26 protein-coding genes are annotated in these 23,971 nt (G+C 62.0%); 25 read left to right on the top strand and 1 reads right to left on the bottom strand.

What is annotated here, in order from left to right; translation table 11 throughout:
• Positions 1-99: 99 nt before the first annotated feature.
• Positions 100-843 carry a S24 family peptidase gene (locus C5P05_RS18815; RefSeq protein ID WP_157979388.1) on the bottom strand — a complete coding sequence of 248 codons (744 nt, stop codon included), beginning with the start codon at positions 841-843 and terminating at the stop codon, positions 100-102.
• 246 nt (positions 844-1,089) lie between these two features.
• Between C5P05_RS18815 and C5P05_RS18810 the strand changes: the two genes are divergently transcribed.
• The 25 genes from C5P05_RS18810 (at position 1,090) to C5P05_RS18690 (ending at position 23,964) form a co-directional block, all read left to right on the top strand.
• Positions 1,090-1,386 (top strand): hypothetical protein, encoded by a 297-nt coding sequence (locus tag C5P05_RS18810; RefSeq protein ID WP_114971418.1) that lies wholly within the window; start codon positions 1,090-1,092, stop codon positions 1,384-1,386.
• A gap of 13 nt (positions 1,387-1,399) precedes the next feature.
• The gene (locus tag C5P05_RS18805) at positions 1,400-2,065 is read left to right on the top strand and encodes a FlhC family transcriptional regulator (protein ID WP_157979387.1); all 666 of its coding nucleotides are present in this window, start codon (positions 1,400-1,402) and stop codon (positions 2,063-2,065) included.
• 36 nt (positions 2,066-2,101) lie between these two features.
• Positions 2,102-3,763, top strand: a complete 1,662-nt coding sequence (mobH, locus tag C5P05_RS18800) for a MobH family relaxase (protein ID WP_114971348.1) — start codon at positions 2,102-2,104, stop codon at positions 3,761-3,763.
• A 1-nt stretch (position 3,764) separates the two neighbouring features.
• On the top strand, positions 3,765-5,672 hold the full coding sequence (traD, locus tag C5P05_RS18795; protein WP_114971347.1) for a conjugative transfer system coupling protein TraD: 1,908 nt from the start codon (positions 3,765-3,767) through the stop codon (positions 5,670-5,672).
• Positions 5,669-6,292 carry a DUF4400 domain-containing protein gene (locus C5P05_RS18790; RefSeq protein WP_114971346.1) on the top strand — a complete coding sequence of 208 codons (624 nt, stop codon included), beginning with the start codon at positions 5,669-5,671 and terminating at the stop codon, positions 6,290-6,292. The genes traD and C5P05_RS18790 overlap by 4 nt, the downstream gene beginning before the upstream one ends.
• Positions 6,293-6,553: 261 nt before the next feature.
• Positions 6,554-7,405 carry a hypothetical protein gene (locus tag C5P05_RS18785; protein WP_114971345.1) on the top strand — a complete coding sequence of 284 codons (852 nt, stop codon included), beginning with the start codon at positions 6,554-6,556 and terminating at the stop codon, positions 7,403-7,405.
• A 259-nt stretch (positions 7,406-7,664) separates the two neighbouring features.
• Positions 7,665-8,168, top strand: a complete 504-nt coding sequence (locus C5P05_RS18780) for a hypothetical protein (protein ID WP_114971344.1) — start codon at positions 7,665-7,667, stop codon at positions 8,166-8,168.
• A gap of 246 nt (positions 8,169-8,414) precedes the next feature.
• A complete protein-coding gene (locus C5P05_RS18775) occupies positions 8,415-8,918 on the top strand; it encodes a lytic transglycosylase domain-containing protein (RefSeq protein ID WP_232834571.1) in 504 nt (167 codons plus the stop codon).
• Complete coding sequence (locus C5P05_RS18770; protein WP_114971342.1) at positions 8,915-9,643, top strand: OmpA family protein; 729 nt, start codon at positions 8,915-8,917, stop codon at positions 9,641-9,643. The genes C5P05_RS18775 and C5P05_RS18770 overlap by 4 nt, the downstream gene beginning before the upstream one ends.
• A 148-nt stretch (positions 9,644-9,791) precedes the next feature.
• A complete protein-coding gene (locus tag C5P05_RS18765; protein WP_114971341.1) occupies positions 9,792-10,151 on the top strand; it encodes a hypothetical protein in 360 nt (119 codons plus the stop codon).
• A 27-nt stretch (positions 10,152-10,178) separates the two neighbouring features.
• Positions 10,179-10,478, top strand: coding sequence for a type IV conjugative transfer system protein TraL (gene traL / locus C5P05_RS18760; RefSeq protein ID WP_114971340.1), 300 nt, complete (start codon positions 10,179-10,181; stop codon positions 10,476-10,478).
• A 17-nt stretch (positions 10,479-10,495) separates the two neighbouring features.
• On the top strand, positions 10,496-11,062 hold the full coding sequence (gene traE / locus C5P05_RS18755) for a type IV conjugative transfer system protein TraE (RefSeq protein WP_114971339.1): 567 nt from the start codon (positions 10,496-10,498) through the stop codon (positions 11,060-11,062).
• A complete protein-coding gene (locus tag C5P05_RS18750; protein ID WP_114971338.1) occupies positions 11,049-11,945 on the top strand; it encodes a type-F conjugative transfer system secretin TraK in 897 nt (298 codons plus the stop codon). Before traE ends, C5P05_RS18750 begins: the two co-directional genes overlap by 14 nt.
• Positions 11,942-13,330, top strand: coding sequence for a TrbI/VirB10 family protein (locus C5P05_RS18745; RefSeq protein WP_114971337.1), 1,389 nt, complete (start codon positions 11,942-11,944; stop codon positions 13,328-13,330). The genes C5P05_RS18750 and C5P05_RS18745 overlap by 4 nt, the downstream gene beginning before the upstream one ends.
• Complete coding sequence (locus C5P05_RS18740) at positions 13,317-14,135, top strand: DsbC family protein (protein WP_114971336.1); 819 nt, start codon at positions 13,317-13,319, stop codon at positions 14,133-14,135. The genes C5P05_RS18745 and C5P05_RS18740 overlap by 14 nt, the downstream gene beginning before the upstream one ends.
• Complete coding sequence (traV, locus tag C5P05_RS18735) at positions 14,132-14,794, top strand: type IV conjugative transfer system lipoprotein TraV (protein ID WP_114971335.1); 663 nt, start codon at positions 14,132-14,134, stop codon at positions 14,792-14,794. The genes C5P05_RS18740 and traV overlap by 4 nt, the downstream gene beginning before the upstream one ends.
• 8 nt (positions 14,795-14,802) lie before the next feature.
• Complete coding sequence (gene traC, locus C5P05_RS18730; RefSeq protein ID WP_114971334.1) at positions 14,803-17,358, top strand: type IV secretion system protein TraC; 2,556 nt, start codon at positions 14,803-14,805, stop codon at positions 17,356-17,358.
• Positions 17,355-17,723 (top strand): hypothetical protein, encoded by a 369-nt coding sequence (locus C5P05_RS18725; RefSeq protein ID WP_114971333.1) that lies wholly within the window; start codon positions 17,355-17,357, stop codon positions 17,721-17,723. Before traC ends, C5P05_RS18725 begins: the two co-directional genes overlap by 4 nt.
• Positions 17,720-18,322: a conjugative transfer signal peptidase TraF gene (gene traF / locus C5P05_RS18720; RefSeq protein ID WP_114971332.1), complete on the top strand. Its 603-nt coding sequence runs from the start codon at positions 17,720-17,722 to the stop codon at positions 18,320-18,322. The genes C5P05_RS18725 and traF overlap by 4 nt, the downstream gene beginning before the upstream one ends.
• Before the next feature lie 9 nt (positions 18,323-18,331).
• Entirely contained in the window at positions 18,332-18,712 is a 381-nt protein-coding gene (locus tag C5P05_RS18715; protein WP_114971331.1) for a hypothetical protein, read from the top strand.
• A complete protein-coding gene (gene traW / locus C5P05_RS18710; RefSeq protein WP_114971330.1) occupies positions 18,709-19,350 on the top strand; it encodes a type-F conjugative transfer system protein TraW in 642 nt (213 codons plus the stop codon). Before C5P05_RS18715 ends, traW begins: the two co-directional genes overlap by 4 nt.
• A complete protein-coding gene (locus C5P05_RS34610; protein WP_114971329.1) occupies positions 19,347-20,381 on the top strand; it encodes a TraU family protein in 1,035 nt (344 codons plus the stop codon). The genes traW and C5P05_RS34610 overlap by 4 nt, the downstream gene beginning before the upstream one ends.
• Positions 20,368-21,153 (top strand): type-F conjugative transfer system pilin assembly protein TrbC, encoded by a 786-nt coding sequence (gene trbC, locus C5P05_RS18700; RefSeq protein WP_114971328.1) that lies wholly within the window; start codon positions 20,368-20,370, stop codon positions 21,151-21,153. Before C5P05_RS34610 ends, trbC begins: the two co-directional genes overlap by 14 nt.
• Before the next feature lies 1 nt (position 21,154).
• Entirely contained in the window at positions 21,155-23,566 is a 2,412-nt protein-coding gene (gene traN / locus C5P05_RS18695) for a type-F conjugative transfer system mating-pair stabilization protein TraN (protein ID WP_114971327.1), read from the top strand.
• Positions 23,563-23,964 (top strand): hypothetical protein, encoded by a 402-nt coding sequence (locus C5P05_RS18690; RefSeq protein WP_232834570.1) that lies wholly within the window; start codon positions 23,563-23,565, stop codon positions 23,962-23,964. Before traN ends, C5P05_RS18690 begins: the two co-directional genes overlap by 4 nt.
• The last annotated feature ends 7 nt before the right edge of the window (positions 23,965-23,971 follow it).

Raw genomic sequence — 23,971 nt, 5'->3', positions numbered from 1 at the left:
CTGTGCAAGGAGTGGAACCGCCGGGGCATCTGCCTCGGTGGCTTCTTTCCATTTCAGTAAACTCACGGAACTGGCCTGCGGGGGCCAACATCCTTCCCTTCAATGCGCCCAAAAGTGAACGGCACGAACAATCCCTTGCACCTTGCCCACAACACGCAAGCCCATGCGCTGTGCGGCTGAAGCATCCTTCACCACGCATTCTGCGTAGGCCGGGTTCTCGCAGCTCAGCACGACCCCTTGACCAATACGGTTTTCAACATGGCGAACCACCAGTCGGTCCTTCCACTCGATTACATAAATGCCATTGCCTGATACCTTGCCGATGTCCCGAAGCACAAACATGTGATCGCCATCTCGAATCCTGGGTGTCATCTCATCCCCCGACATGCGCATCGGCTCGCAACGATGAAAGTCGCTCCCGAGTTCAGCCAGAAGCTCTCCCATCCAACCTTGACCTGCGTTTGCGCCAACGGCATGCATTTCAGACAGCAGGCCTGCTGTCGCTGATAGCCCAAGCATCCAGTCAGCGTTACAACGGAGTCCCTCACACAATCGTGCGTACGACTCCAGATCGGGCAGACCGGGTTGCCTGATATCAAACCAGCGGCTCACGGTCTGAACCGCGCGCCCAGTCAACCCTGCCACGTACATCATGCGCTTGTGGGCAGGCACCTCTGCCTGATCCAGCCTGGCAATCAGATGTGCCCTGAAGTCGGTTTTTGAAAGTGATTGCGGAACCTCCGGTTGACTGCTCACCACAGACGGGCCTCGCACTTTGGATACGCGTTTTCTTAGCGTTTTCCTCTCGGACAGAGTACCAACGAGGGAGCCGTTCTTGCTCATATCGACGTCCTTTCCGGTGCAAAAACCAGCCATCAACCAGGCCCTGCAAATTTTCCGACACAATGGGAAAAGCACCAAGAATCGGGTGACTTGCAGGTGGCAACAGCAAGTGCTGAAATAAATTTTCCTTTGAACAGCTTATGCTGAATTCTGTCAAAGAACAATCCAGTTCAACCCTGAGCTGGAAAACAATTATCAATCTGTCACAACTCGATGCGCCTACAGGGTGCACGGAAGGGAAGGAACATGAGCCATGTGCATCTCTCTGATGTCCAGTACATCAACCTGAGCGTACTCACCGCCATCAAAATCGGCATACAGCAGGACAAAGTCGCGACCTGCTGCAAGTTTGCGCTCGACACCGCGCAGGCCGAGTTGCTGGGTAACCTGAGAACCGACCAAATCTGGGCCATCGTCGCCAATGTGGGACCCACAACCTTGTTTCCGCCACGTCACGATCTGCTCAGCCTGCTTCAGACACCGCTGCCTCTGGCAGGACCTTTGGCTACAGTTCGCGCGCCTAGGCCTGCCGACGGAAATTAACGCGGAGGTATTTATGCCCACCCGCGCTGATCGCCATCTACGAATTGTCAGGCTTGCCAAGGACTGTGCAGAATTGGGTGCCCGTGTACGCACGATTCACAGCATGACTGGACTACCCCCTCGCGAGATACAACGGTTGTTCTTTGCCGATCCGAACGCCATACCACGTGGCAGACCGCCAGACTCCCCCGAGTGGTACCACAGCGCCAATTTGCTGTTTCGCACCGATGCCTCTATCTTCGCGACCACTTACCGTCGTCTCCGGCAAGCGGGTTTCGGTCCTGACGACGCGTTGGTAGGGGCCTACCGACACTACCGAACGGTGTGTCAGGCACCACACCGCATCAGTTTTGACCGGGCTTTTGATCTGGCATCGCACACGGACGGCATCTGGATTGCGAAGTCACCCAGTTTCTCGGTCGTGACCTGCCCCTCTTGCACCAGCGAGTTCCTGACCGCTCTGGGCACGGTTCCGAGATCGGACGCTTGCCCGTTCTGCAAGCTGGTCCAGCGCTACGGCAACGACCCGCGCGTGCAAACCTCGTTTCCCGTGCGTCCCCTGCCTTATCCGGCAGTATTTCAACAGGAAATGATGATGCGACAGAAGAAAGAACGTGACGCTGATGGCGATTGCGAGGCCCCAATATCTTCATTTCCGGGGGACACAGGGGACAGATAACAGAAGAATGGCGCATGGTCCTGCGGAGCAACAGCGATGGTCAACCCTTCTTCGACGAGCACGTTTTCTTCTGCCGACCCCGGTTTTGCAGCGCTATCGATCGATGAGGTGCTGGCCGCCAACGCCGACATCATTGGACGCATCAAGCTCTGCTACGGCGTCGACCGGGAGAGCTTCGAGACTGACGTGCTGGCACTGATCCGCCGCTACGCAGCCTACGTGCATTTGCTGCCTGCAACAGCAAACAACTACTTCAACGCCCCTGGTGGCCTGCTGCGACTCGGTCTGGAGGCTGGCTTCTTCAGCCTGCAGGGCACCGACGCCCACATCTTTTCGGGACGTTCGACCATCACGACGCGCCGTCTGCTCGAACCGCGCTGGCGCCATGCCACCTTCATCGCTGGCCTGTGCTGTGAAGTGCATCGGGTGCTCAGCCACCTGATCATCACGGAGCCAAGCGGTGAGGTGTGGTCGGGCTATTTGCAGCCGCTGGCCGACTGGCTGGCAGCACGCGGCGCCACGCGCTATTTCCTGAGCTGGCGTCCGCACGCCATGGAGACGCGTGGCCTGGGCATCTTTGCGCTGCCGCATGTGGTCCCGCCTGAAGTACTGCGATACCTGTCGGAGGACAACACCCTCATCGTGCCACACCTGATGGCCAGCATCGGGGGCATGCCGCTTTACCGGGATCACAATGTCCTGGACGACCTGGTGCGCCGCTCACTGGCCCTGGTCATCGACCGCAACCTGACAGCCAACACGGACCGCTACGGATCGCCCCAGTTTGGTTCACATTTGGAGCGCTATCTCGTGGATGCGCTCCGGCGACTCGTCAGCAGCCATTCCGCCTGGGTGTGCAACCACGACAAATCGCGGGTCTGGTTCGGCCAGGATGGACTTTTCCTGCTGTGGCCGAACGCCGCAGAGGATGTTCGCAAATTGCTTGAAGCCGACCAGTTGCCGGGCATCCCCAAGGCCGCCGAGACCATGCTGGAATTGCTGCTGGCTGCAGAGGTATTCGAAGCCCAGGACGCAGCGCATTCGACCTGGACCATTTATCCGCCCAGTGCCAAGACCGTGCTGGAAGCCGTCAAACTAACGTCTGCGGCCATCCTGTTCGCAGGAATCGACCCGTCGCCCGAAGCGCTGGACCTGAAACTCGTGCGCCGCCCTGGGGAGTCGGATCCGTCGCCTCCCACGATGACGGTGTCACGATCCGGACGACCCGGGGAACAGCTGTCCTTGATTCCCTCTGCGGCTTCGCCTCCCGCCATAAAGCCCGCTGGCGAACAGCCCCAGAAACCGCGAGTTCCTCCGCCCCATGAGGAGCCCCCACCTGCCACACCGCCGATCTCATTCACACTGCAGGCCCCCATGCGCCTCAATCCAGCGGTGCGGGATGCGCTGACGGCCATCGTCCTGACGCTGAACGAAGGCGCGGGCCCGGCGCACGGCGGCACTATCGCCCACGGCTTCTTCGTGCCGCTCAGCGAATTCGAACGACGTGGTCTTCAGCCCTCCATGGCCTTGCGTGCCTTGGCCGACGTGGGTATGCTCGTTCCCACGTCATCCGGTGGGCCGCCTACCTACACCCACGCCTTCAACGGCATACCAACGCTAGGCGTTGTGCTTGATCCCCGCTTCATAGCGGGATTCGATCTTGCCGGATTCACCTTGCAAGATGCAGGGGAGCACTGACATGCTGCTTCGACGCTATGAAATGCCCTGGCGACCTGCCTATGAAGCCCGTGCTGGCATGGTCTGGCTATTCGCCCTGGCTTGGTTTGTCATCGTAGGGGTCACCGGGCAGCTACCCAGAACCTTGGCTTTGCCTCTGTCACTGATATGCCTTCTCATGGCATTGATGCGCCTCACGCAGGCACTGCGCACCCTGATCCTGAGGGCATCGTTGTCCGGACGCGGTATCCAGGTTCTCACGACCCAGGCGCTCGCACCACTCTGCGCCAAGCCGGACGAGGTGTTCCTGGGCTTTGGCTTTGAATGGCGACCTGTGCATTCGCAGCGCCTGTATGAACTCGCCAAGATCGACTACCGCGAATTTTCTGTTTCACCTCGATTGCTGACCTGGTTGGGCTACGACGTGAACCCTCAACCCGATTCCGAGATTGGTCTGCCCTACATCCATGGGGTCGAACCCAGAGAAATACCCCTGTACCGCCCGCTGCAGAACTTCGAGGGCGGAACCCTGCTGGTCGGCACCACCCAGTCCGGCAAAGGCGTGGCCCTCGCCACCCTGATCACGCAGGCGATCCGGCGTGGTGACGTGGTGATCGTCATTGACCCGAAGAACAGCCGCCGGCTCAAACGTGTCGCCCAGCGTGCCTGCGAGGATTACCGCGAGCCAGACACTTTCCTGGAATTCCATCCGGCGTTTCCGGAGACCGGCATCCGGATTGACTTCACCTTCAACTGGCAAAAACCCACCGAACTCGCCTCGCGCATCCAGTCGGTCATGCCACCCGACACCGGAGGCGCATTCTCGGCCTTTGGCTGGGATGCGGTGAATGTGGTCGTGCAGGGTCTCATTGAGATTGAGGAGCGTCCCAACTTGGTCAAACTGACCAAGTACATCGAGGGCGGGATCGAACCGGTGTTGGAAGGATCGCTGCGGCGCTTCTATGACAAAACCCTGGGCGGCAGTTGGCGCGAACTGCCCGAGATGAAGAAGCTGTTGCACGACGCGCACCGCGGCAACATGAGAAAGCCCTCCGAGGCCGCCAGCGCCGACCTGATGGCCTTTGTTGCTTACTACGAACACCAGATCACGCAAAGCCAGCGTAGCAAGGTCATCGACGCCCAAGTGCGCACTTTCCGGCATAACCGCGAGCATTACCAGAAGATCACGGCCAATCTGTTGCCCGTCCTGTCCATGCTGACCTCGGGTGATCTGGGTCCCAGTCTCTCGCCTGACCCGTTTGATGCGGACGATACCCGCCCGATCATGAACTTCGAGAAAATCGAGCGCGCGGGTCATGTGCTGTACATGTGCCTGGATTCCCTGCCGGATCCATCCGTGGCTTCCGCCATTGGGGCACTGGCGCTGGCCGACCTGGCAGCACGGGCTGGCATGCGCTACAACCTGGGCGGGTATCGGCGCATTTCGCTGTTTGTCGATGAAGTCGCCAATGTCATCAACCAGCCACTGATCGAAATCCTGAACAAAGGTGCCGAGGGTGGCATCTTCACCACCTGTGCGATGCAAACCTTGGCGGATCTGGCCAAACGGCTGGGCAGCGAGGACGCGGCACGCATGGCGCTGGGCAACCTCAATAACCTGATCGCCATGCGCACCAAAGACCGACCGACGCAGGATTTCGTCGTGGAAACCTTTGGCAAGACCGCCATTCACACCATGCGCGTCGGCCTGGGCCATGGCGCAGATGCCCATCTGGGGGACTTTTCGTCGAACTATTCGACCCAGATCGCCGAAAGCTTTGAGGAGATGGTGCCCGTCGACGTGCTGGGCAAGCTGCCCAATCTGCAGTACTTCGCCTCCGTCTCAGGGGGACGCATCATCAAAGGGCGCTTCCCCATCCTTGATCCGGATGCTGACCGAGTGCCAGTGACACTGAAAGCCACCCCATGATCCGCGCCACCGCCGTGCTCTCCCTGGTGATCCTGCTGATTCTGCTGCTGTACATCCCGTCGACTCACCCACCGCAACGCTTTGTGGCACAGATTCGCATCGAACACGAAGCCGCGACCGCGTTCTGGGGCACCGACCCAGCGACCCGCATCCTGGCCCGCGCCGTCCGCATGCAGGACGCTGCCGCCGACGTCACGCCCATTCCCAAGGCGGCCGATGCACCGTCGACCACGGGTGTGAACAACGCCGTAGCGCAGGAAATGGCCTCTGTGAACCAGCGCTTGTTCAACAACCCCTACTTTCGCTCCGTCGACGCCCTGCTACTGCTGGGCAGCTATCGGCTCGCCACCCTCCTCGAATGGCTGCCGTGGCTGGTCGCATTCGCGCTGGCAACTGCGGCCGACGGCTGGTTCGTACGGCTGATCAAGGCCAAGGAATTCGTGCAGCACGATCCGGAGATGTTCGCCGTCTATGCCTGCCTGGCAATCATCACCCTGTGCGCGACGGTCGTTGGGTTTGTAGTGCCGATCACGCTGCCTCCACTGGTGTTGCCTTGTGTGCCGTTGGTGATCAGCGTGCTGCTCGGGCGGGCCTTGGGGTGTTTTCATAAGCGGGCTTGAGTCGACTCAAGCATGACAATGCCTACCCGGCGCCTACACCGCCAGCCTGGAAAATCTACTTATCTGGCAGCAAGCGTCAACGGCATGAACTCAGATGACGCGCCAGATGCGTCCTGTCAAGTCCGCCGACTGTAAAATGCAAGCCCAGCGATGGCTGCCTGACTTGATCTTGTCTGTCCTACATCCTGATCTCGCACCAAACCACACAACACGCCTCTCGTTTGCCACTTCTCCATTCATTCTATAAATAGGATCCTACCCATGTCACTCTCTAGCTCGACACTGTCAGCCATTCAAAAAACAGGCGCTGCGGCATTCACGGCTGATGAAAAACTCAAAAGTGCCGTCAAGGAATATGCTGAACGCGTCCATACAGCGATGGCTGCCAACCCGTACAACCTGGGCAATGACGCTTTGATTGAAGACTGGAAGACGGTGGCACGCCTGTCGAAAACCATGGCCGGGATCGAAGCAGAGATCAAAAAGATTTTTCAAGTCGCCATTGAACTGACCGGCGAAGACCAACCCAGCGTGGTACGAACCCCGGCCCTCGCCACACCGACACGTGCTGCCAAGAAAGTGGCGGTCAGCCCAGAAGCGGTGACACCGACAGCCGCCACGGCCCCAGCTAAAAAAGCCAAGCAAAAATCCAAACCAGTGACGCCTGTGTCAGCAGCGCCCACCCGTTCCACGGAACCCAGTGTGGCCGCACCAAGTGACCTGGCACCCACTGACGTGGTGATCAAGTCAAAGAAGAAGACGCCAAAGACCAGCGCAGCAAAATCGACGCAGAGCCCCATCGTGGCCGCAACAGTCAAAACGGTCAAAACAAAAAAAGTGGTGAAGCCAGTCAAGGCAGCTAAGGTCGCCAGCCTCTCTACAAATTCGCAAGAACTGGTTGGTAATGCTGCCAAACTGATGACCCATTTGGCAAGCCTGCTCAATTCCAATGAATTCACGGAGTTGAACCAAACGACGGCGGCCAATGAGACGGGCATTCCTTTGGGGTCCATGACCGCGGCGATCAAAAAGTTGCTTGATACGGGTCGCATCGTGGCTGGGCCGACCGGCAGCTTCAAACTGGCGGATGTTCAGCCACCCGTGGCTGCATAAAGCAGCGCTGCCCCGAACTCGGTGGGCGTTCGGGGTCCGCGGTGAAGGGGATGCTGCCGCTTCTTTGAGTTGCTGAGATGTTGAGATGTTGAGATGTTGAGTGATGCCCGCACTGCCGGGTAGTCATCTCCACCCTTGCGATCCCGAAATCCCCCTCACATAGCCATCATTCCCCGGCGACATTCCCGCCAACGCGCCTTACTCTTCAGTCATGCGCTCGCAAGAGCAACCCGCAGCATCTGAACCGAGATAGGACGCCATGCTCTCCACCCTGCCAACGACTCGCGAACGTGCAACGATGTCAACGCCATCGGCACACGACCACCAGAACACCATCGAGACGCGCCTATGGCTCGAGGAACATGTCTGGCTCTATCAACTTCTGCGCAGCGAAAACAACGTCTCGCCGACCTTCCGCTTCCCCGACCTGATCGCCGCCTGCGTGTCGCTGGTCTTCACGCACGAGGAGGCACCCGTACACATCTTCCGCTTCCTGGGCACCCAACTGGTGCTGCGCGCACCCCAGACCCCGCGTCGGCGCGAATCCATGTGGCGTCAGCAGTACGCGCTCCTGCTTGCAGTGCAGCGCTCACCCGCCAACCGCCATCCGAACCCCAAGTTTCAACTCGATCAATTGACGACGGCCTGCGTGGCCCTGTGCCGTGAACAGGACGAGTCCGGCACCAGCGTCCTTCAGCAGGCGCGCCACAACATGGCTGAGCGCGCACAACACGAGAAACGGTTTAGCTCGCCTGAAATCTGAATCGCTCCCGACCGAATCGATCACCACCCGCCTCAACTGACGGCCACCCGCTTTCAACCCGCTTCTACCGTACCCAGCCTGGCACCATGCCCGGCCTGACCCGAACCCGACCCAGACCGCCTGAGCACCACAGGCAGCCCAGACCTATGGCCCGCTTGTCCGCGGCTTATATCAATCCTCGTCAAAGGGGGCCTCATGCGTTTGTCGGTTTTCGGGATATGGGTTGTTTCCGCTTGGTTGGCATTTATGCCCAGCTGGGCACTGGCCTGCTGGGGTGAAGCATCACAACGCTACGGTGTGCCAGTCGAACTGCTGTACGCCATTGCCCGGACTGAATCGAACCTGAACCCCCAGGCGGTCAACCGCTCGCACCTGCAACGTACCGGTTCCTACGACATCGGTCTGATGCAAATCAACAGCGGGCATCTGCGCACGCTCTCCCGCTACGGCATCCGGGAACCCGATCTGTACGACCCCTGCACCAACCTCCATGTGGGCGCCTGGCTGCTGGCCGACAGTTTTTCTCGTCGGGGTGCGTCGTGGGACGCGGTCGGTGCCTACAACGCAGCGTGTTCACAACTCAAGGGTGACGCCTGCACCCAGGCACGCGCCAAGTACGCGTGGCGGGTGTATCGGCATCTGCCATCGCGACAGCCGCTCACCACAGCTGCGACTGCAGCGACTCACCGCCAGCCGACACAGACACCAAGCACCATTCCCATGCAACTTGCCGTTCGGGTGTCCCCATGAAGCAATCCCCCTCCCGTTCCTTCGCCAGCGCGGTCCGCTGGGTCCTGCCACTCTGCGCCGCCCTGCTCGCTGCGTCTTGCGGTCTTATGCAGCACCGCCAGCAGCAGACAAGTTCGCTCGCGCAAACCGCCCAGCCCGCGTCACACCTGGCCCAGATGAATTTCGGACGCCACGCCGAATTCGGTCTGTGCACGCCTCCAGCCTGTCCGACTGTGACGCCCAAAACGCTGGCACCGTTACTTCCGCATGCAGCGCTGCCAGAACCCCGACCGACCGCCGCGGCATCCACCCTGAGCGCCGGAGAAGAAATCATGCCTGCGTCTCTTGGCACAACGACAGGATCGCCTTCTCCAACCAGGCCAACAGCGACGTCCCTCAGCAAGACCGTGACCGTGCATTTCAGGTTCGGCGATGCGTCACTGAGCGCTGCAGACAAGGTCGTTTTGGACCATGCCGTGGCTTCGGCACCCGATGCCAAACACATCGTCATCTCGGGCCGCACCGACAGCATTGGACCTGCCAGCGTCAACGAGTGGCTGGCTGCAGTCCGTGCGCGCACCGTCCACAGCTACCTGCGTACCCGACATCCCGATCTGACATCTGTTTTAGAACTCGATGCCCAGGGATCTTGCTGCTATGTCGCGCCCAACGACACGGAAAGTGGCCGCAGCCTCAACCGCCGCGTCGACGTCTTCTTCAACCGCGATGGGGAGCAACCGCCATGACCCGCAACCCTGACCCAAGGAAACGACCCACCCTCGTTTCCGGATTCCACCTGCAAACGACCCGCAGAGCTCTTGCGCTCCCACCCGCCTTGCCACCCGTCTTTTCTTAAACCAAGCGTTTTCAGTTAACACATTTCTAGAGGTTCTCATGACTACAGCCACTCTCGCCGCTTCTGTTTCATCATTTTCGCCTCCATCGTCAGCCCGCAAGCCGATGCTGCTCGCCTTCGCCTTGACCGTCCTGGGGCTCGGCCTGGCCTTGCCGGGCTATGCCCTGGACCTGGTCGGCTTCACCGGCATCACCGGCCCGCTCACCTCGGCCCTGACCCAGATCTCTGCGCTGGGACCCGGCATCAAGGCCCTTGTTGGCTTTGTCGGTTTCGTGGTCGCGCTGATCTCGCTCTCGGCCTTGCGCAATTTTGGGCCCGTCCTGTTCTATGTCGGGCTGGCGATCTTCGCAGCCGTGGGTCTGGTGATCGCCGGGGCCATCATGGGCGCGGTCATCTGAGCCGCTGGACACCCCACGGAGGCCCGCATGCAAGCCAACACCTACATCCCGCGTCGTCTCGACGATCAATGGAAAATCGGATTCTGGGACGTCGATGTCGCCGCCCCTGTCCTGTTTTTTTTCTTCGTCGGCTACCTGTCCGGCAGCAAGCTGTCCTTTGCCGCCTGCATGGCGGCGGGCATTTTCCTGTCGCGCTGGATTGCGCGCCTCAAAGCCGACCGCCATCCGGCCTTCGCCGTCCACTGGCTGTACTGGCACCTGCCGGCCAATCCCGTGACGGCGATGCGCGCCACGCCGCCGTCCCACATTCGCCGCATGGTCGGCTAAGCGCAAGGAGACCTCTCATGGATTTCGGACGCCTCAACAGCGACATCAAGGAGATGCGCCGACGCAACCGCAGCCTGGGCCTGACTGTGGGTGCACTGGCCGTTGGTCAGATCATCGCCCTGCTGGTCATCCTCAACCTGCTGGGCACGGTACGCACGGTGATCGTGCCGCCCTCCATCAACAAGAGCTTCTGGGTCATCCGCGACAAGGCCAGCAGCGAGTACCTGGAGCAGATGGCCAGTTTCATGGCTTGGCTGGTCCTGGACGTCACGCCATCGAGCATCGACTGGAAGAAAGACATGCTGCTGGGCTACGTCGAATCGGACCAGTACGGTGCACTCAAGACCCGGCAAGAGGTGGAAGCCGAACGCCTCAAACGCATCAATGCCACCACGGTCTTTGCACCCCAGCAGTTGGTGCCCAGCGAGGACGCGCAAAACGTCGTCGTGCGGGGCCGCCTGCGCACCCTCGTCAATGGTTTCGAGACGGCCAACGAGGCCAAGGCCTACCTGGTCGAGTTCAGCTATTCGGGCGCACGCATGCACCTCAAGACCTTCAAGGAGATCCCTCATGCAAATCCATAGCCCGGCCATCCGCCGTGGCCAGCGGCCGCCACGTCCCGTCCGTCTCGCACGCAGGCTGATGACCTCAGCCGCCATTGCTGCGGCCCTCGCTGCGGCGTGGGGCGTTCCGCCCGCCCAAGCGCTGCAGCTCATCGAAGCCAGTGATGGTGTTTCAGTCGAAGCCATCCTGTCGCTCAAGGAACCCACCCGTATCCGCATCGAAGGCTCGCCCATCACCGACGTGTTTGGCAACATCCATTCAAGCCATTGCGGCGCTACTCAGGTTCTTTCGGCATTGCCTGGCATGCCTGCCGGAACAAGCCCAAGCGGCCCGATCACCCCGGTGGCCAACCCGGCCGGTGATGTGGTCCTGGAATGCGACCGCGACAAGGGTGAGATCTACCTCCGTCCGGCAGGTGAATCGACCAAACCCATCAACCTGTTCATCTCCTCCGCGACCGCCACCTACACCCTGCTGCTGCGCCGCTCGGACACGCCCGCCGACACCATCGTCATCCGCGACAAGACACCCAGGTGGCTCAAACCCACCGCAGCCACGCTGAGCCCGGCCGGCCCGTCGCCCAACCACATCCGCGCCATGAAGGCTCTGCTGGTTGCAATGGCTTCTGACCGGGTTCCGGCGGACATCCGGGTTGAAGAGACCAATCGCTCCGTTCAACTTTGGGTCGAAGCCCGGTTTTCCCAGGTGCGCCAGTACGAGGGGCGCGGCCTGCTGGGCGAAAAATACCTGCTGCAAAACGTCAGTCAGGACGACATGGTGCTGGCCGAGCAGGAATTTGACCGAGAAGGCGGCAACGTCGCCGGTATCGCCATCGAGGAACACAAGCTGCGCCCCGGTGAGAGCACCAGCGTCTACGTGATTCGACGCGAGGGTACGCCATGAATCCATCACGCCACCCATCCCAGATTCTGCGTAGCCTGCTGTCGCGCCTGTCTCCGCGTCAGCGCCAGTACGCCATGCTCGCCACCATTCTGGTCGGTGGCGTCGGCCTGCTGTGGCTGGTTTTTTCATTCACGGAATCGCGTCCGAAGAGCGGCGAGGCTAAAGCTTCGACCGGACTGCCCAGCGCAGTCACCAACATCGGCATCATGCCGCCCGGCGGCCAGGTCAATCCGGTCGACCAATGGGTGGGCACCGCCGGACGCAAGCTCGCGCAGTACGAGAACGAGCGTGAGGAACAGGGTCGGCTGAACAAGGACCGGCAGGCCTTTGAGTCCAAGACCCTGCAGCGCTTCGCCGACCTGGAGCAGAAGCTGACTTCGACCCAGCAGGCGACGCTCAATCCACCGACCTCACTGCCCCCGGCTCTGCCCATGATGCCCACACCTTCTATGGGTATGCCACCGGCCGCGAGCCTGCCTCCTTTGCCACCGCCCTCCAAGGCATCCCCGGCGGCAGCGCTGCCAGGCGGCATGCAGGGCAACCCATTTCCGGTTTCGCCTAACGCGGTGCCCGCGACTCCCGGTATCACCCGCATCACGCTGGCAGAAAGGAACAAGTCCACCAGCGCCACGACCGGAGCGGGACCGGATGCCAGCTCACCCAAGGATGCCCGGACCGTCTCGACCTTCCTGCCTGTGAGCTTCATGCGCGGCACGCTGCTCGGCGGACTCGATGCACCCACCGGGGGGCAATCACAATCCAATCCCCACCCGGTCTTGATCCGGCTGTCGGACAACAGCATCCTGCCCAACCGCTTCCGGGGCGAGTACCGAGACTGCTTCGTCGTGGCTGCCGGTTACGGTGACATCAGTTCGGAGCGGGCCTACCTGCGCACCGAGAGTTTGTCGTGCGTGCGCATCGACGGCGCCACGCTGGAGGTCAAGATCCAGGGCAGCGTCTATGGCGAGGACGGCAAGGTCGGCATGCGGGGGCGTCTGGTGACCAAGCAAGGCCAGATGCTGGCCAATGCGCTGCTGGCCGGCGTGGTCAGCGGCATCGGCCAGGGCTTGTCCACCTCCTCCACGGAGTACAGCACCTCGGCGCTGGGCACGGTCGCCAGCGCACAAGGGGCCGATGCCTACCGTGCGGGCGTCGGCACCGGCGTCGGTCGCGCATTGGACCGCTTGGCCCAGTACTACATCAAGCTGGCCGAAAACACCTTTCCCGTCATCGAAGTCGATGCCGGCCGCGAGATCGACGTGGTCATCACCAAGGGCGTGCGCATCGACGTGCCCATGACGGCCAGCGCCGCGACACCCCCGTCGCACACATCCCCTTCCCCTGAAACCCGCTACCTGGAGGTTCCTGACGATGGCAACTATTGATGTCTGGCGCGCGCCCAAGCTCGCCTCTATGCTCGCCCCTGCATTCATGACGGTCTTGGCCACCGCGCTCTTTTGCGTCGTCGCCCCGGCCCGCGCCTCGACCGCAGAGGAAGTGCGGTTGCTGGTCACCCTCAAAAAGGCCCACCCCGGCACCCGCTTCACCGAAATCTCGCGCTCCCCGGTCGAGGGCATCTATGAGGTCTGGATGAATGGCAACGTCGCCTATGTGGCGGCCAGGAATCCGCGCTATTTCATCTTTGGACGGGTCTTTGACACGCAAACGATGCGGGACATTACCGGGCCGAAGTTGGCTCAAACATCAAACCCGTCAGACGAGGCCATTCGCCCCAGCGTCTCGCCGTCTGCGGTGTCGTTTGATCAGCTGCCGCTGGCGGACGCGATCAAGACCGTGCGCGGCAACGGCCAACGCAAAGTTGCCATCTTCAGCGACCCGAACTGCGCCTTCTGCAAGCAGTTGGAACCCGAGCTCGCCAGCATTGACAACGTGACGGTCTACACCTTCCTTGTGCCGTTCCAGGGTGAGGCCAAGCCCATTGCGATCTGGTGCGCCACGGACCGTGAACAAGCTTGGCAGCGCCTGATGCTGCGCGGTGACAGCACGCTGTTGAGCACGGCCACCGCCTGCCCCCACCCCATTGCCCGCAACCTGGCGCTGGCCCGTCAACTCGCCGTGCAGGGCACACCGACCCTGATCTGGGCCGATGGCAGTCGCACTGAAGGGTACGTCGACCGCAGCGTGCTAGAGGCACGCCTGCTGCAAAACACGAAAGAGGTTCGACCATGAACACACGGTTTCAACTTCTGAGTGGGGACGCTGGCCTGAGGGCTATCGCACTGGCAAGCATGCTAGCCCTGAGCGGCTGCAGCAACCTGTCGGGCATGGGTGGCAGCGCCAAATACGCCTGCAAGGCGCCCGAAGGTGTGGCCTGCGATTCGGTGTCCGGCACCTATGCCAACGCCCTCCACAACAACTTGCCCAGCCAGCGTCAGCAGCAGCCCGTCGACGCTTCGACAACACCATCAGTACCCTCGCCATCGACTGCGCCGCGTCACGCCCCCCTGGCAGCCGCGCCCGCCGTCGCAACCACCGGCACGCTGATCCCAAGCCTGGAGACCAATCCACTGCGCTCGCAGGCTCGTGTCCTGCGCCTGTGGACCAAACCCTGGGAAGACGCGGATGGGGACCTCTATGACCAGGGCTATGTCTATGTGCAAGTCGATAGCGGCCAATGGCTAATCGACCACGTGCAGCGCCAAATTCGCGACACCTATGCCCCGCTACGCCAACCACCCAAGGCGGCAAGGAACGCTTCCGGTGGTGATGCGACTCAGGGATCTAGCAGCCCAGCAGAACTATCTGCCCCCGTTCGCCCCATGTTCGGCAACGGCCAATTCCCAGCGCTGGGCACGCCCGCGGGATCCTCCTTAAACCGCACGCAGTGAGACCCGTCATGATCCCAACCTCGACCGCCGCCCCGTCACCGCGCTCCCGCGCACCCCTGTTCAACCTGGGCCAGCCCGTCGACACCCCGGCCGAACAGTTTGCAAGCTGGCTGCCCTACTCCGCCTACCTCGCCGCCGAGAAGATTTTCGTGAACCGCGACAGCCTGGGTTTCATGCTGGAAGTGATGCCGCAATCCGGTGCCGACGATCGCATGGCCGAGGTGCTGGTCTCTCTGTACGCCAACTGCCCGTCCGGCACCGGCATCCAGTTCCACCTGTTCGCCTCGCCCCATGTCCGGGCGCAGTTGCGCCAGTACGCCAACCTGCGCGTCGAGGACGAAGACCAGGCCGAGAAGGCCCAGCAGTGGGGTCGACCCGCGCGCAACGACAACCTGTTTCGCAAACTGGCACGCCAGCGGGTCGGCCATCTGCTGCAGGGGGCCCAGCAATCATTGACAGCGGGTTTTCATTACACGGTCCGCGATTTCCGCTTGATGCTGAGCGTCGCCTTCGCGGGCGACGCCGAGGATCTGAACAAACGGGATGAACTGATGGCCTTGCGCGACTCGATGGCCTCGACACTGCGCTCTGCCTCGCTGCCAAACCGCGTCTGTGACGCCGCCGACCTGATCAACTGGTGCGCGCTGTTCACCAACCCGGACCGCATCTCGCAGACCGACGGACCCGACCTGCGCTACGACGATGGGCGCGAAATCCGCGACCAGATTGTCGACTTCGACACCATCCAGGATCCACACCCCAACGGCCTGACGCTGTGGAAGCAGAACAGCCCGGACGTGCTGGAGGCGCGCTTTTACTCGATCAAGAGTTTTCCGGAGCGCTTTGCGTTGTGGCAGATGGGCTCGCTGATTGGCGACCTGATGCAGCCGGCACTGCAGTACAGCGCGCCGTTTCTGCTGACCATGGGCGTGCATGTGCTGGATCCCAACGTCACCAAGTCAGTGGTCACGGCCAACGTGGTGCGCGCCACCCAGAACGCCAAAAGCAAGATGGCCGACGTCATGCCGGACGTCAACAAGAAGCTGCAGGACTGGACCGCGGCGGCGGATGCCATCGACACCGGCGGCAGCCTGGTCAGCCTGTACCACCAGCTCGCGATCTTTTCGTCACCTGAGAAAGCCGTGTCCGCCCATGAAACGGCGAACGCCATCTGGCGCGGCCGCGGCTTCCAGCTCAATGCGGACGCCTACATGCATCGGCAGGCATTGTTGGCCAGCCTGCCAATGACACTCACCGAGAAATTCCACAGGGATTTGGCCAAGATGCGCCGGGTCACGCGCAAGACCATGGCCAACGCCATCCACATGGCGCCGCTGATCGCGGAATGGCGCGGCACCCGCACACCGGCTCTGGTATTTGGTGGGCGGCGCGGCCAGTTGATGACGCTGGACATCTTTGACAACGACCTGGGCAACTACAACTTCGCCATCATCGGCGCGCCGGGCTCCGGCAAGTCGGTGCTGATGAACGAGATGGCCTGGTCCTACCGCGCCATTGGGGCCAAGGTCTGGATGCTGGACCTGGGACGGTCCTTCGAGAAGCTGTGCCGCAAGGCCAAAGGCACTTACATCGAGTTTCGACCCGACGTGGACATCTGCCTGAACCCGTTCACCCACATCACGGACATCAATGAAGACATCGACATGCTGGTGCCCGGCATCGCCAAGATGGCTTCCATGCAGCACACGCTGGAGGAGGTCCAGTACAAGGCGATCTCGGCGATGGTGCTCAAGCTGTTCCGGCAATACGGCCGTGACCTTCGGATCACGGCACTGCGTGACGCCTTCAAGACTGGCACCCTCGAAGAACTGGGCATGGTCAATGACCAGCGCATCAAGGACCTGGCCATCATGCTCAACCCCTATGCGAGGGGCGGGCAGTACGAGCGCTTCTTCGAAGGGCCCAACAACGTCGACTTCTCCAACGACTTCATCGTCATCGAGAACGAGGAACTCAAACGCCGGCCTGACCTGCATGCCGTGGTCAACATCCTGCTGCTGCACCAGATCACCGGCGAGATGTACCTGACGCGCAACCGGCGCAAAGTGCTGTTCATTGACGAGCTCAAGCAACAACTCGGTGACATCGGCGCCGACGACCCGGTCAAGGCCGCCGTGATCGAGGAAGCAGCCCGGCGTGCCCGCAAATACGGCGGTGCCCTCGGTACCGCGACGCAAAGCGCCGATGACTTCTATGGCTCGGCCCAGATGGAAGCGGCCTTCAACTGCTCGGACTGGGTGTTCCTGTTGCGCCAGAAGCCGGAATCGATCGAAATGCTGGACCGCAAGGGGCGCCTGACCATGGACGAGCCCAAGAAACGCCTGTTGAACTCGCTGCGCACCGAAGCGGGCGTGTTCTCCGAGCTTTACATCTCGTCGCCGGTCGGTGAAGGCGTGGCACGCAACATCCTCGATCCGGCCACGCACCTGCTGTTTTCCAACAAACTGGAGGACAACGCGCCCATTGACGAGTTGCGGGCGCAGGGCCTGAGCGTGGACGAGGCGATCACCGAGTTGCTGCGCCGCCGGGGGCATGCGGTATGAAGAACCCCATCGCCCAAATACTTGTGAGTGCCGTGCTGTCGGTACTCATCGTCGCTGCTGGCCTGGCACTGTATGACCACACGGTGATCCGCCCCGCCTTGGTCATTGGCATGGTTGACGTCGCCGAAATCTACCGGGCCAAGGAAACCGAGTTCACCCAGCTCCTGACCAGGACCACCTTGGAGGAGGACCGCCAAAAGGCGCTGCTGATGGCGCGCGCCTTTGCCCAGCGCCTGCCTGTGGCGCTGGAGGAATTGCCACGTGATTGCAGCTGCCTGGTGATTCTCAAGAGCGCCGTCGCCGGGCCAACGCCGCACACGCTTGACTTGACACCCCTGCTGCGCCGGAAGGTGGACGCCCCATGACACCCTCATCCACACGTCGACCCCTGCCCCGCTTTCCGACTGGATCTGTTGCGAGCAGGTGGTCGGGTCTGCGGTGCCACACGGCGGAATTCCTGCGTCATGTGCGTCGGCGCTGGTACCTGTACCTGCCGGTAGCCGTGATCTGGGGCCTGGCTTACACCCGGCTCTACATCGATCCAACGCCACGCCTGCCAGTGCTTTTCAACTGGACAGCCAGTCTGCCCTACCACGTCGCGCTCGTCCGCTACGGCCCGCACACCCTTGTGCGCGGCGACTACATCGTGTTCTCCTTCTCCGGGCAAGCACAAGAAACCTACCCCGGACTGCGCGGACAGCCCTTCTTCAAACAAGTGCGGGGACTGCCCGGCGACGTGGTGACGGTCGAAGGACGCGCGGTCGCGCTCAACGGCGAAGTCGTAGGTATTGCCAAGACCCAGGCTTTTGATAAGCGAGCCCTGGCGCCGATCACGGCCACCGTCATTCCGCCAGGGCACTACTACGTGCAGGGCACGGGTCCCGACTCCTTCGACTCACGCTACCGCAGCAGCGGCCTGGTGCGCGCGGACCAGGTGATCGCCACCGTGCTTCCACTGTTCTGAGGAGAAATCATGCCATCCACTGTTCAGAAACTCCCTTTGACGCTTGCGCTCATCGCGGCCTTGACCCTCATTGCCCATTCGTCGACACGGGCGCAAACCAGCCCGGCGCGTGGCAGCCTGCAGAGCACCAACGACATGCCCCTTGCCGACTACCTGGGCCTGTTGCAGCAAATCGCGCCCGCCGCTGAAGAAGGTACAAAAGCCTATCTCGCCACCTTCCACCAGCGTTGCGGGCGCACCTTAAGCACGGTTGAATTGCGCCGAGCCATAACGCAGGGCGAGGGAGACCCTATGCTGATGGGTTTGATCCGTGCCAGCCATCTGAAAGACTCCACCGCACGCGACTATTGGGTCCAGCAGTTGCGCTGCCCGGACAAGGGGCCGCGATGAGCCCACGCCTTGTTTTTAACCTTCTGTTGACAGGTCTTGTCATGCTGACCGGCACGTCCTGGGCCTACGCCACTGACCTCGGCGTCATCGGCCCAACCTACGAGATCAGCGAACCGCACCTGCTCAAGATGATTGAGCAACGCCTGCGCGAGAAAGAGCGCACCGGTGAACTCAAGCGCCTGGAGGAGGCGGCGAAAGCGCGTGGCGTTGATGCCGTCACCAACCCGCAGCCCGTCGCAGGTATCCGGACCACACAGGCCGCACGGACTTTCTATATGGACCCGAGCTTCACGCTGGACCGCAACATCCTGGACGCCCAGGGCCGACTGCTGTTTCCCGCAGGCACACGCAAGAACCCGCTGGAGATCGTGTCGCTGTCCAAACACCTGCTGTTCTTTGACGCACGCGACCGTCGGCAGGTCAACCGGGCGCGTGAATTGCTGGCGACCTACCAAGGAAAGGTCAAGCCCATCCTGACCGGTGGCTCCTACCTGGACCTCATGAAATCCTGGCGTATCCCTGTCTATTACGACCAGCAGGGTTTGCTAACCCGGCGCTTCGGCATCCACCAAGTGCCGGCCCTGGTCTCTCAGGAAGGCCAGCGACTGCGCATTGACGAGTTGGAGGTCACGAAATGAATCGGCTGCTTCACCGGATCGCGGGTGCTCTCGTACCCCTGCTCATCCTTATCTTGGGCCTGCTATCAATCCCCGCGCTGGCCGCAGGCGTCGCCACCTGCACCGGCAAGTTCCCCAACCCCATCACCGACATCTGCTGGTCCTGCATTCTGCCCATCAGCATCGGCAGCGCGCGCATCGCCAACTTCGGTGACCAGGAAGACATCGACAACCCCGGCAGCCCCGTGTGCAGTTGCGGGGTCAATCCGGTGATCGGCCTGTCCATCGGTTTCTGGGAGCCGGCTCGGCACGTCGAGGCGGTGCGCAAACCCTTTTGCCTGACCTCGCTGGGCGGTATCAACCTCGATCCGGGGATTCCGGCGCCCGAAGCCGCTCGGTTCACGCGGCCAGAAGGGGATGGCGACGGCGGCAGTTTTTACCAGGCGCATTACTACACCAACCCCGTCATGTACTGGCTGGAGGTGGTGGCGGATTTTCCGTGCCTTGAGAGGGGATCGTTTGATCTGGCCTACCTCACCGAGGTCGACCCACTCTGGAACGACGACGAGCTGACGCTGATCCTGAACCCCGATGCGGTGCTGTTTGCCAATCCGGTCGCCATCGCCGCCTGTGCCGCCGACTGCGTGGCGGCATCCTTGGGTTTCGGTATCCGCGAGATGTTCTGGTGCGCGGGTTGCCAGGGCGGCCTGTATCCACTCGATGGCCATGTGCCCTACCACCTGGGTGGCGTGCGTACCGCCGAGTTGATGGCCCAACGACTGACGGCCAAGCTGCACCGCGAACTGGTCTCGTGGGGCTGGCATGGGCGCGCGGGCCTGTGCGGACCGTATTTTCTGCCGGTCATGGACAAGACCGCCTACAAGACCCAGCTCACCTACCCCATTCCCGCCACCGAGAAGGAAGGCGGGCGCTGCTGCCAGCCCTTTGGGCGCACCACGGTCATTTGGGGTGCCGGCAAGGAATACCCGGTCATGGGCGAAGACTTCGCCTTCATGTTGTTCAGAAAAAGGAACTGCTGTGTCGGCTTCTGATCTTTTCATCCGCCCTCTCAATCGCCTTTCCCTGGCCCTCACTGCCCTGCTTCTGAGCAGCGCCGTCAGCATCGGCACCGCCTGGGCCCAACCGGCGCCCGTCATCACGGAGGCAGACCTCGAGCGCGTCCGCCGCGAGCAGCCCAACATCACGGACCAGGACATGGCGCGAGCGCGGCAGAAATACCGTGCACCGAGCGAGGCCGAACTGAACGCGGCACCCGTGCCAGCGCAGCCGAACATCGACGCCCTGCCCCAACCCAAAACCAATGCGCCCATCGACCTGGAGGCTCTGGCGAAAGGCTACAGCGCACAGTCGGATGCGATGGCGCAGGCACAAGGGTTCGCGACCGGACCGGGCCTGTTCGTGTTCATCAGCCTGTCCATGCCGCAGGCCACACTCCAGCGCTTGGTCGACCAAGCGGCGCGTGCCCAAGCCTCCATATTCATCCGGGGTTTTACCGGCGGCTCCTTGCGCGCAACCGTGGCCCAGGTACAAGGCCTGATCGGCCAGAACCAGGTGGCCATCCAGATCGATCCGCAGGCCTTTGACCGGTTCACCATCGAGCGGGTGCCAAGTTTCGTGCTGGTGCGTGACGGCACGCGCCCGGTCTCCTGTGCCAGCGGCACCTGCGCGCCGCCGGAAGGCTTCCTGCGAACGACCGGTGATGTCAGCCTTGACTATGCGCTCGAACACATGCAACGCAGGGCACCGCAGTTCGCCAAGGTGGTGGATGGATTCCTGCGACGCATCAAGGGACAGGGGAACTGACATGCGCCGCTCCATCCGTATTGTTGTCACCTGGTTCACCCTGTTGTGCTTCGTCACAACGCAAACCGCCGCACTGGCCCAAGCGCATGATGAAGGAACTGCTGCAGGCCAGGCTGCCAATGCGGCAACGCGCAGCCAGATCAGCACGCCCCGCGCCACCGAGGTCGTGCCCGGCTACACGACGGCGCCACCTGAATCGACCTATTACGGTCAGCCCAACCTGGCGGCCCAAGCCAACGCCCGGCTCGCCGCCTGCGCCTTGACGCCCAACGACCCGGTGTGTCAGGCTCAGCACGGCGCGCTGTCCTCGGCCAATACGCCGCGCAATGGTGTCTCCCCCAATGACCCGGCGGTGCTGGCGGCACGCCGCATCGCGGGCAACCCGGCCACCACGCTGGAGGACATCGCGAATTACTACAGCGGCTGCCAGGTCAGCAGCGTCGCCACCCCCGCCGCGGAAACCCGCGTCTGCCGCCAGTACAGCGGCAGCGCCCAGCAGTCGTGTGCACGCACCTTGAGTGTGTCCGTGGCACGAACCGAAAGCTGCACACCGGGCGACTGGTTCGCACATGCCGGATCGGGCAGCACCGGGCTGGACGTGCAGTGCATGCCGGACCGATCCATTGCCCAGCAGCATTTCCGCAGCACCAGCAACGGTGTCCCTCAGGCCTTCTTCGACGTCGACATGACAACACCCCTGGTGTTTCCGCGCCGAGTGGCGGCACTACCGAACACCTTTTTCGGCTGGGCGGACGGCCCGAATGGCGTCTGGATCGTCGACAACCAGTGCCTCGGTGACGCCTGCCACCTGACGGCCATGGTGGCCAACGACTACCGGACGATCTGCACCGGCAGTGGCGGTGACGGGGGTGACTACAGTTGCGCGCAAGTACGCCCCTTCCTGGAGGTCTACGCTGCCTGTCCGACCGGCACGCAAAGCGGCAACAATATCCAGAACTGGACCAGCAGCGGAGAGAGCTACACAGTGAGCTATCTCGACGAGCTCACCTGCTATGCGCCATCGGCAAGCTACTCACCCGACTACGGCTATGACGTGACGGGCACCCTCGCGGGCGTCTACTGGCGTGCCCAGTCGCAGCGTCCGGTCGTGGGCTGGCGTGTCAATCCCGCCTACGGAGCCATTCCCCAGATGATCCTGAGTTACGACCGGCCGCGGACTTCTGTGACTGAAACAGATCAGTGGGATGACCAATGCCCAAGCCTGAACCAGGGAAGCGGCACCGGGTCCCGCTGCACGGTGGCCGGTGCGGCGCGCTGTGTCGACGGACCGGTCACCAAAAGCGTAGATGGCATTGCGGTGACACGCGCCTGCTGGCGCTATGAAACGCAGCTGTCCTGTCCGCAGAGCGCCGGATCGAGCGAGTGCGGCCCACTGATTGCGGCAGGATGTACCCTCGCTGGAACGGCTTGCCGTCAGATGAATGCGTCCACCGGGGTCTGCGAGATCACCGAGAATAGCTACACCTGCCCGGTGGCACCGGGCACCAACGTGACGGCAAGCAACTGCCCGGCCAACGTGTTCTGCCTCGCGGGGAGCTGCTTCAACACCAGCTACACGCACGACAGCGACTTCGCCCGCTCCATGTCCTTCATGGAAGCCGCGCGGGAAGCGGGCGTGTATCTGGACACCGACAATATGCAAGTGTTCAAGGGCGAGGCCAACAGCTGCCGGGACCGCTTGTTCAAGAACTGCTGCGCTTCGGATTCAGCGGGCGCGGGCATGAGCAACCAGAGCCTGTTCGGCACCGGCTCCCGATTGGTATACGACGTCCTGATGAATTCCGAGAACCGAGAGTTTCTCTATCAGGGCCTCTCAGCACTGCTCACCAGCGGGGGTTTCAGCGGCTCCTTCACCAGCTATGGCGTCACGGTCGCCGTCAACGGCACCGCCCTGCCCGCAGGTTCCGCCGTGATGTATTCGGGCGAAAGCATGGTGATCGCCTTCGATCCCTGGTCGCTGGCCATCGCCGTTGTGATCTACATCGTGATGTCAATGATGTCCTGTAATGGGGGGGAAGTGAAACTCGCGATGAAGGAAGGCGCGGGGTTGTGCCACAGCATCGGCAGCTACTGCTCTTCCTGCATCCGCATCTTCGGCCATTGCGTCTCGTGCATCGAAAACACCACCGGCAAATGCTGTTTCAACAGCAAGCTGGCCCGCATCATCAATGAACAGGGACGCCAGCAGTTCGGCAAGGGCTGGGGCAGTGCCGAGGGCCCCGAGTGTTCCGGCTTCTCGATCGTCCAGTTGCAGAGCATGGATTTTTCACGCATGGACCTGAGCGAGTTCTATGCGTCCATCGTGCCCACGCTGCCCAACGTGAATGCCGTCCAGAGTGGCAACGCCAGCCGGGCCAGCAACTGCTACTACGGTCAGGGGAAATGCCAATGAAGTCCTCCACGTTCCTGCTTGCCATGGCCGCCTTCGCCGTGCCAGCATTCGCAATACCCGCGTTTGCCGATGAACCGCCCAGCATGCCCCCACGCACACCCGTCTCCGATGCCCGACCGGTGCTGCTGGCCGCGATCCAGGCCAGCAACGGCGAAGCGCACGGCATGCTGACCGGGGACGTCGCCAATGCGATCACCCAGCGTTTTGGCGCCACCTCACCGATCTTCATCGACGTCACCACCGAACGCCGCTACCAGCAGCCGGGCTGCAGCCGCCTCAAGGTGCTGTTCTGGCAGGACGGCGTGCTGCTGCCCGGTGCCAAGGACCCGCGTAAGCAGAGCATGGAATTTGGCATCAACTACTGCCGCGACGGCTTGCCGCCGAAGTCGCTGCTATGAAGGGACC

The sequence above is a fragment of the Rhodoferax ferrireducens genome (assembly GCF_003347515.1).
Lineage (GTDB): Bacteria > Pseudomonadota > Gammaproteobacteria > Burkholderiales > Burkholderiaceae_C > Rhodoferax.
The sequence above is the reverse complement of the archived record's forward strand: the minus strand, read 5'-3'. Positions and strand labels throughout refer to the sequence as shown.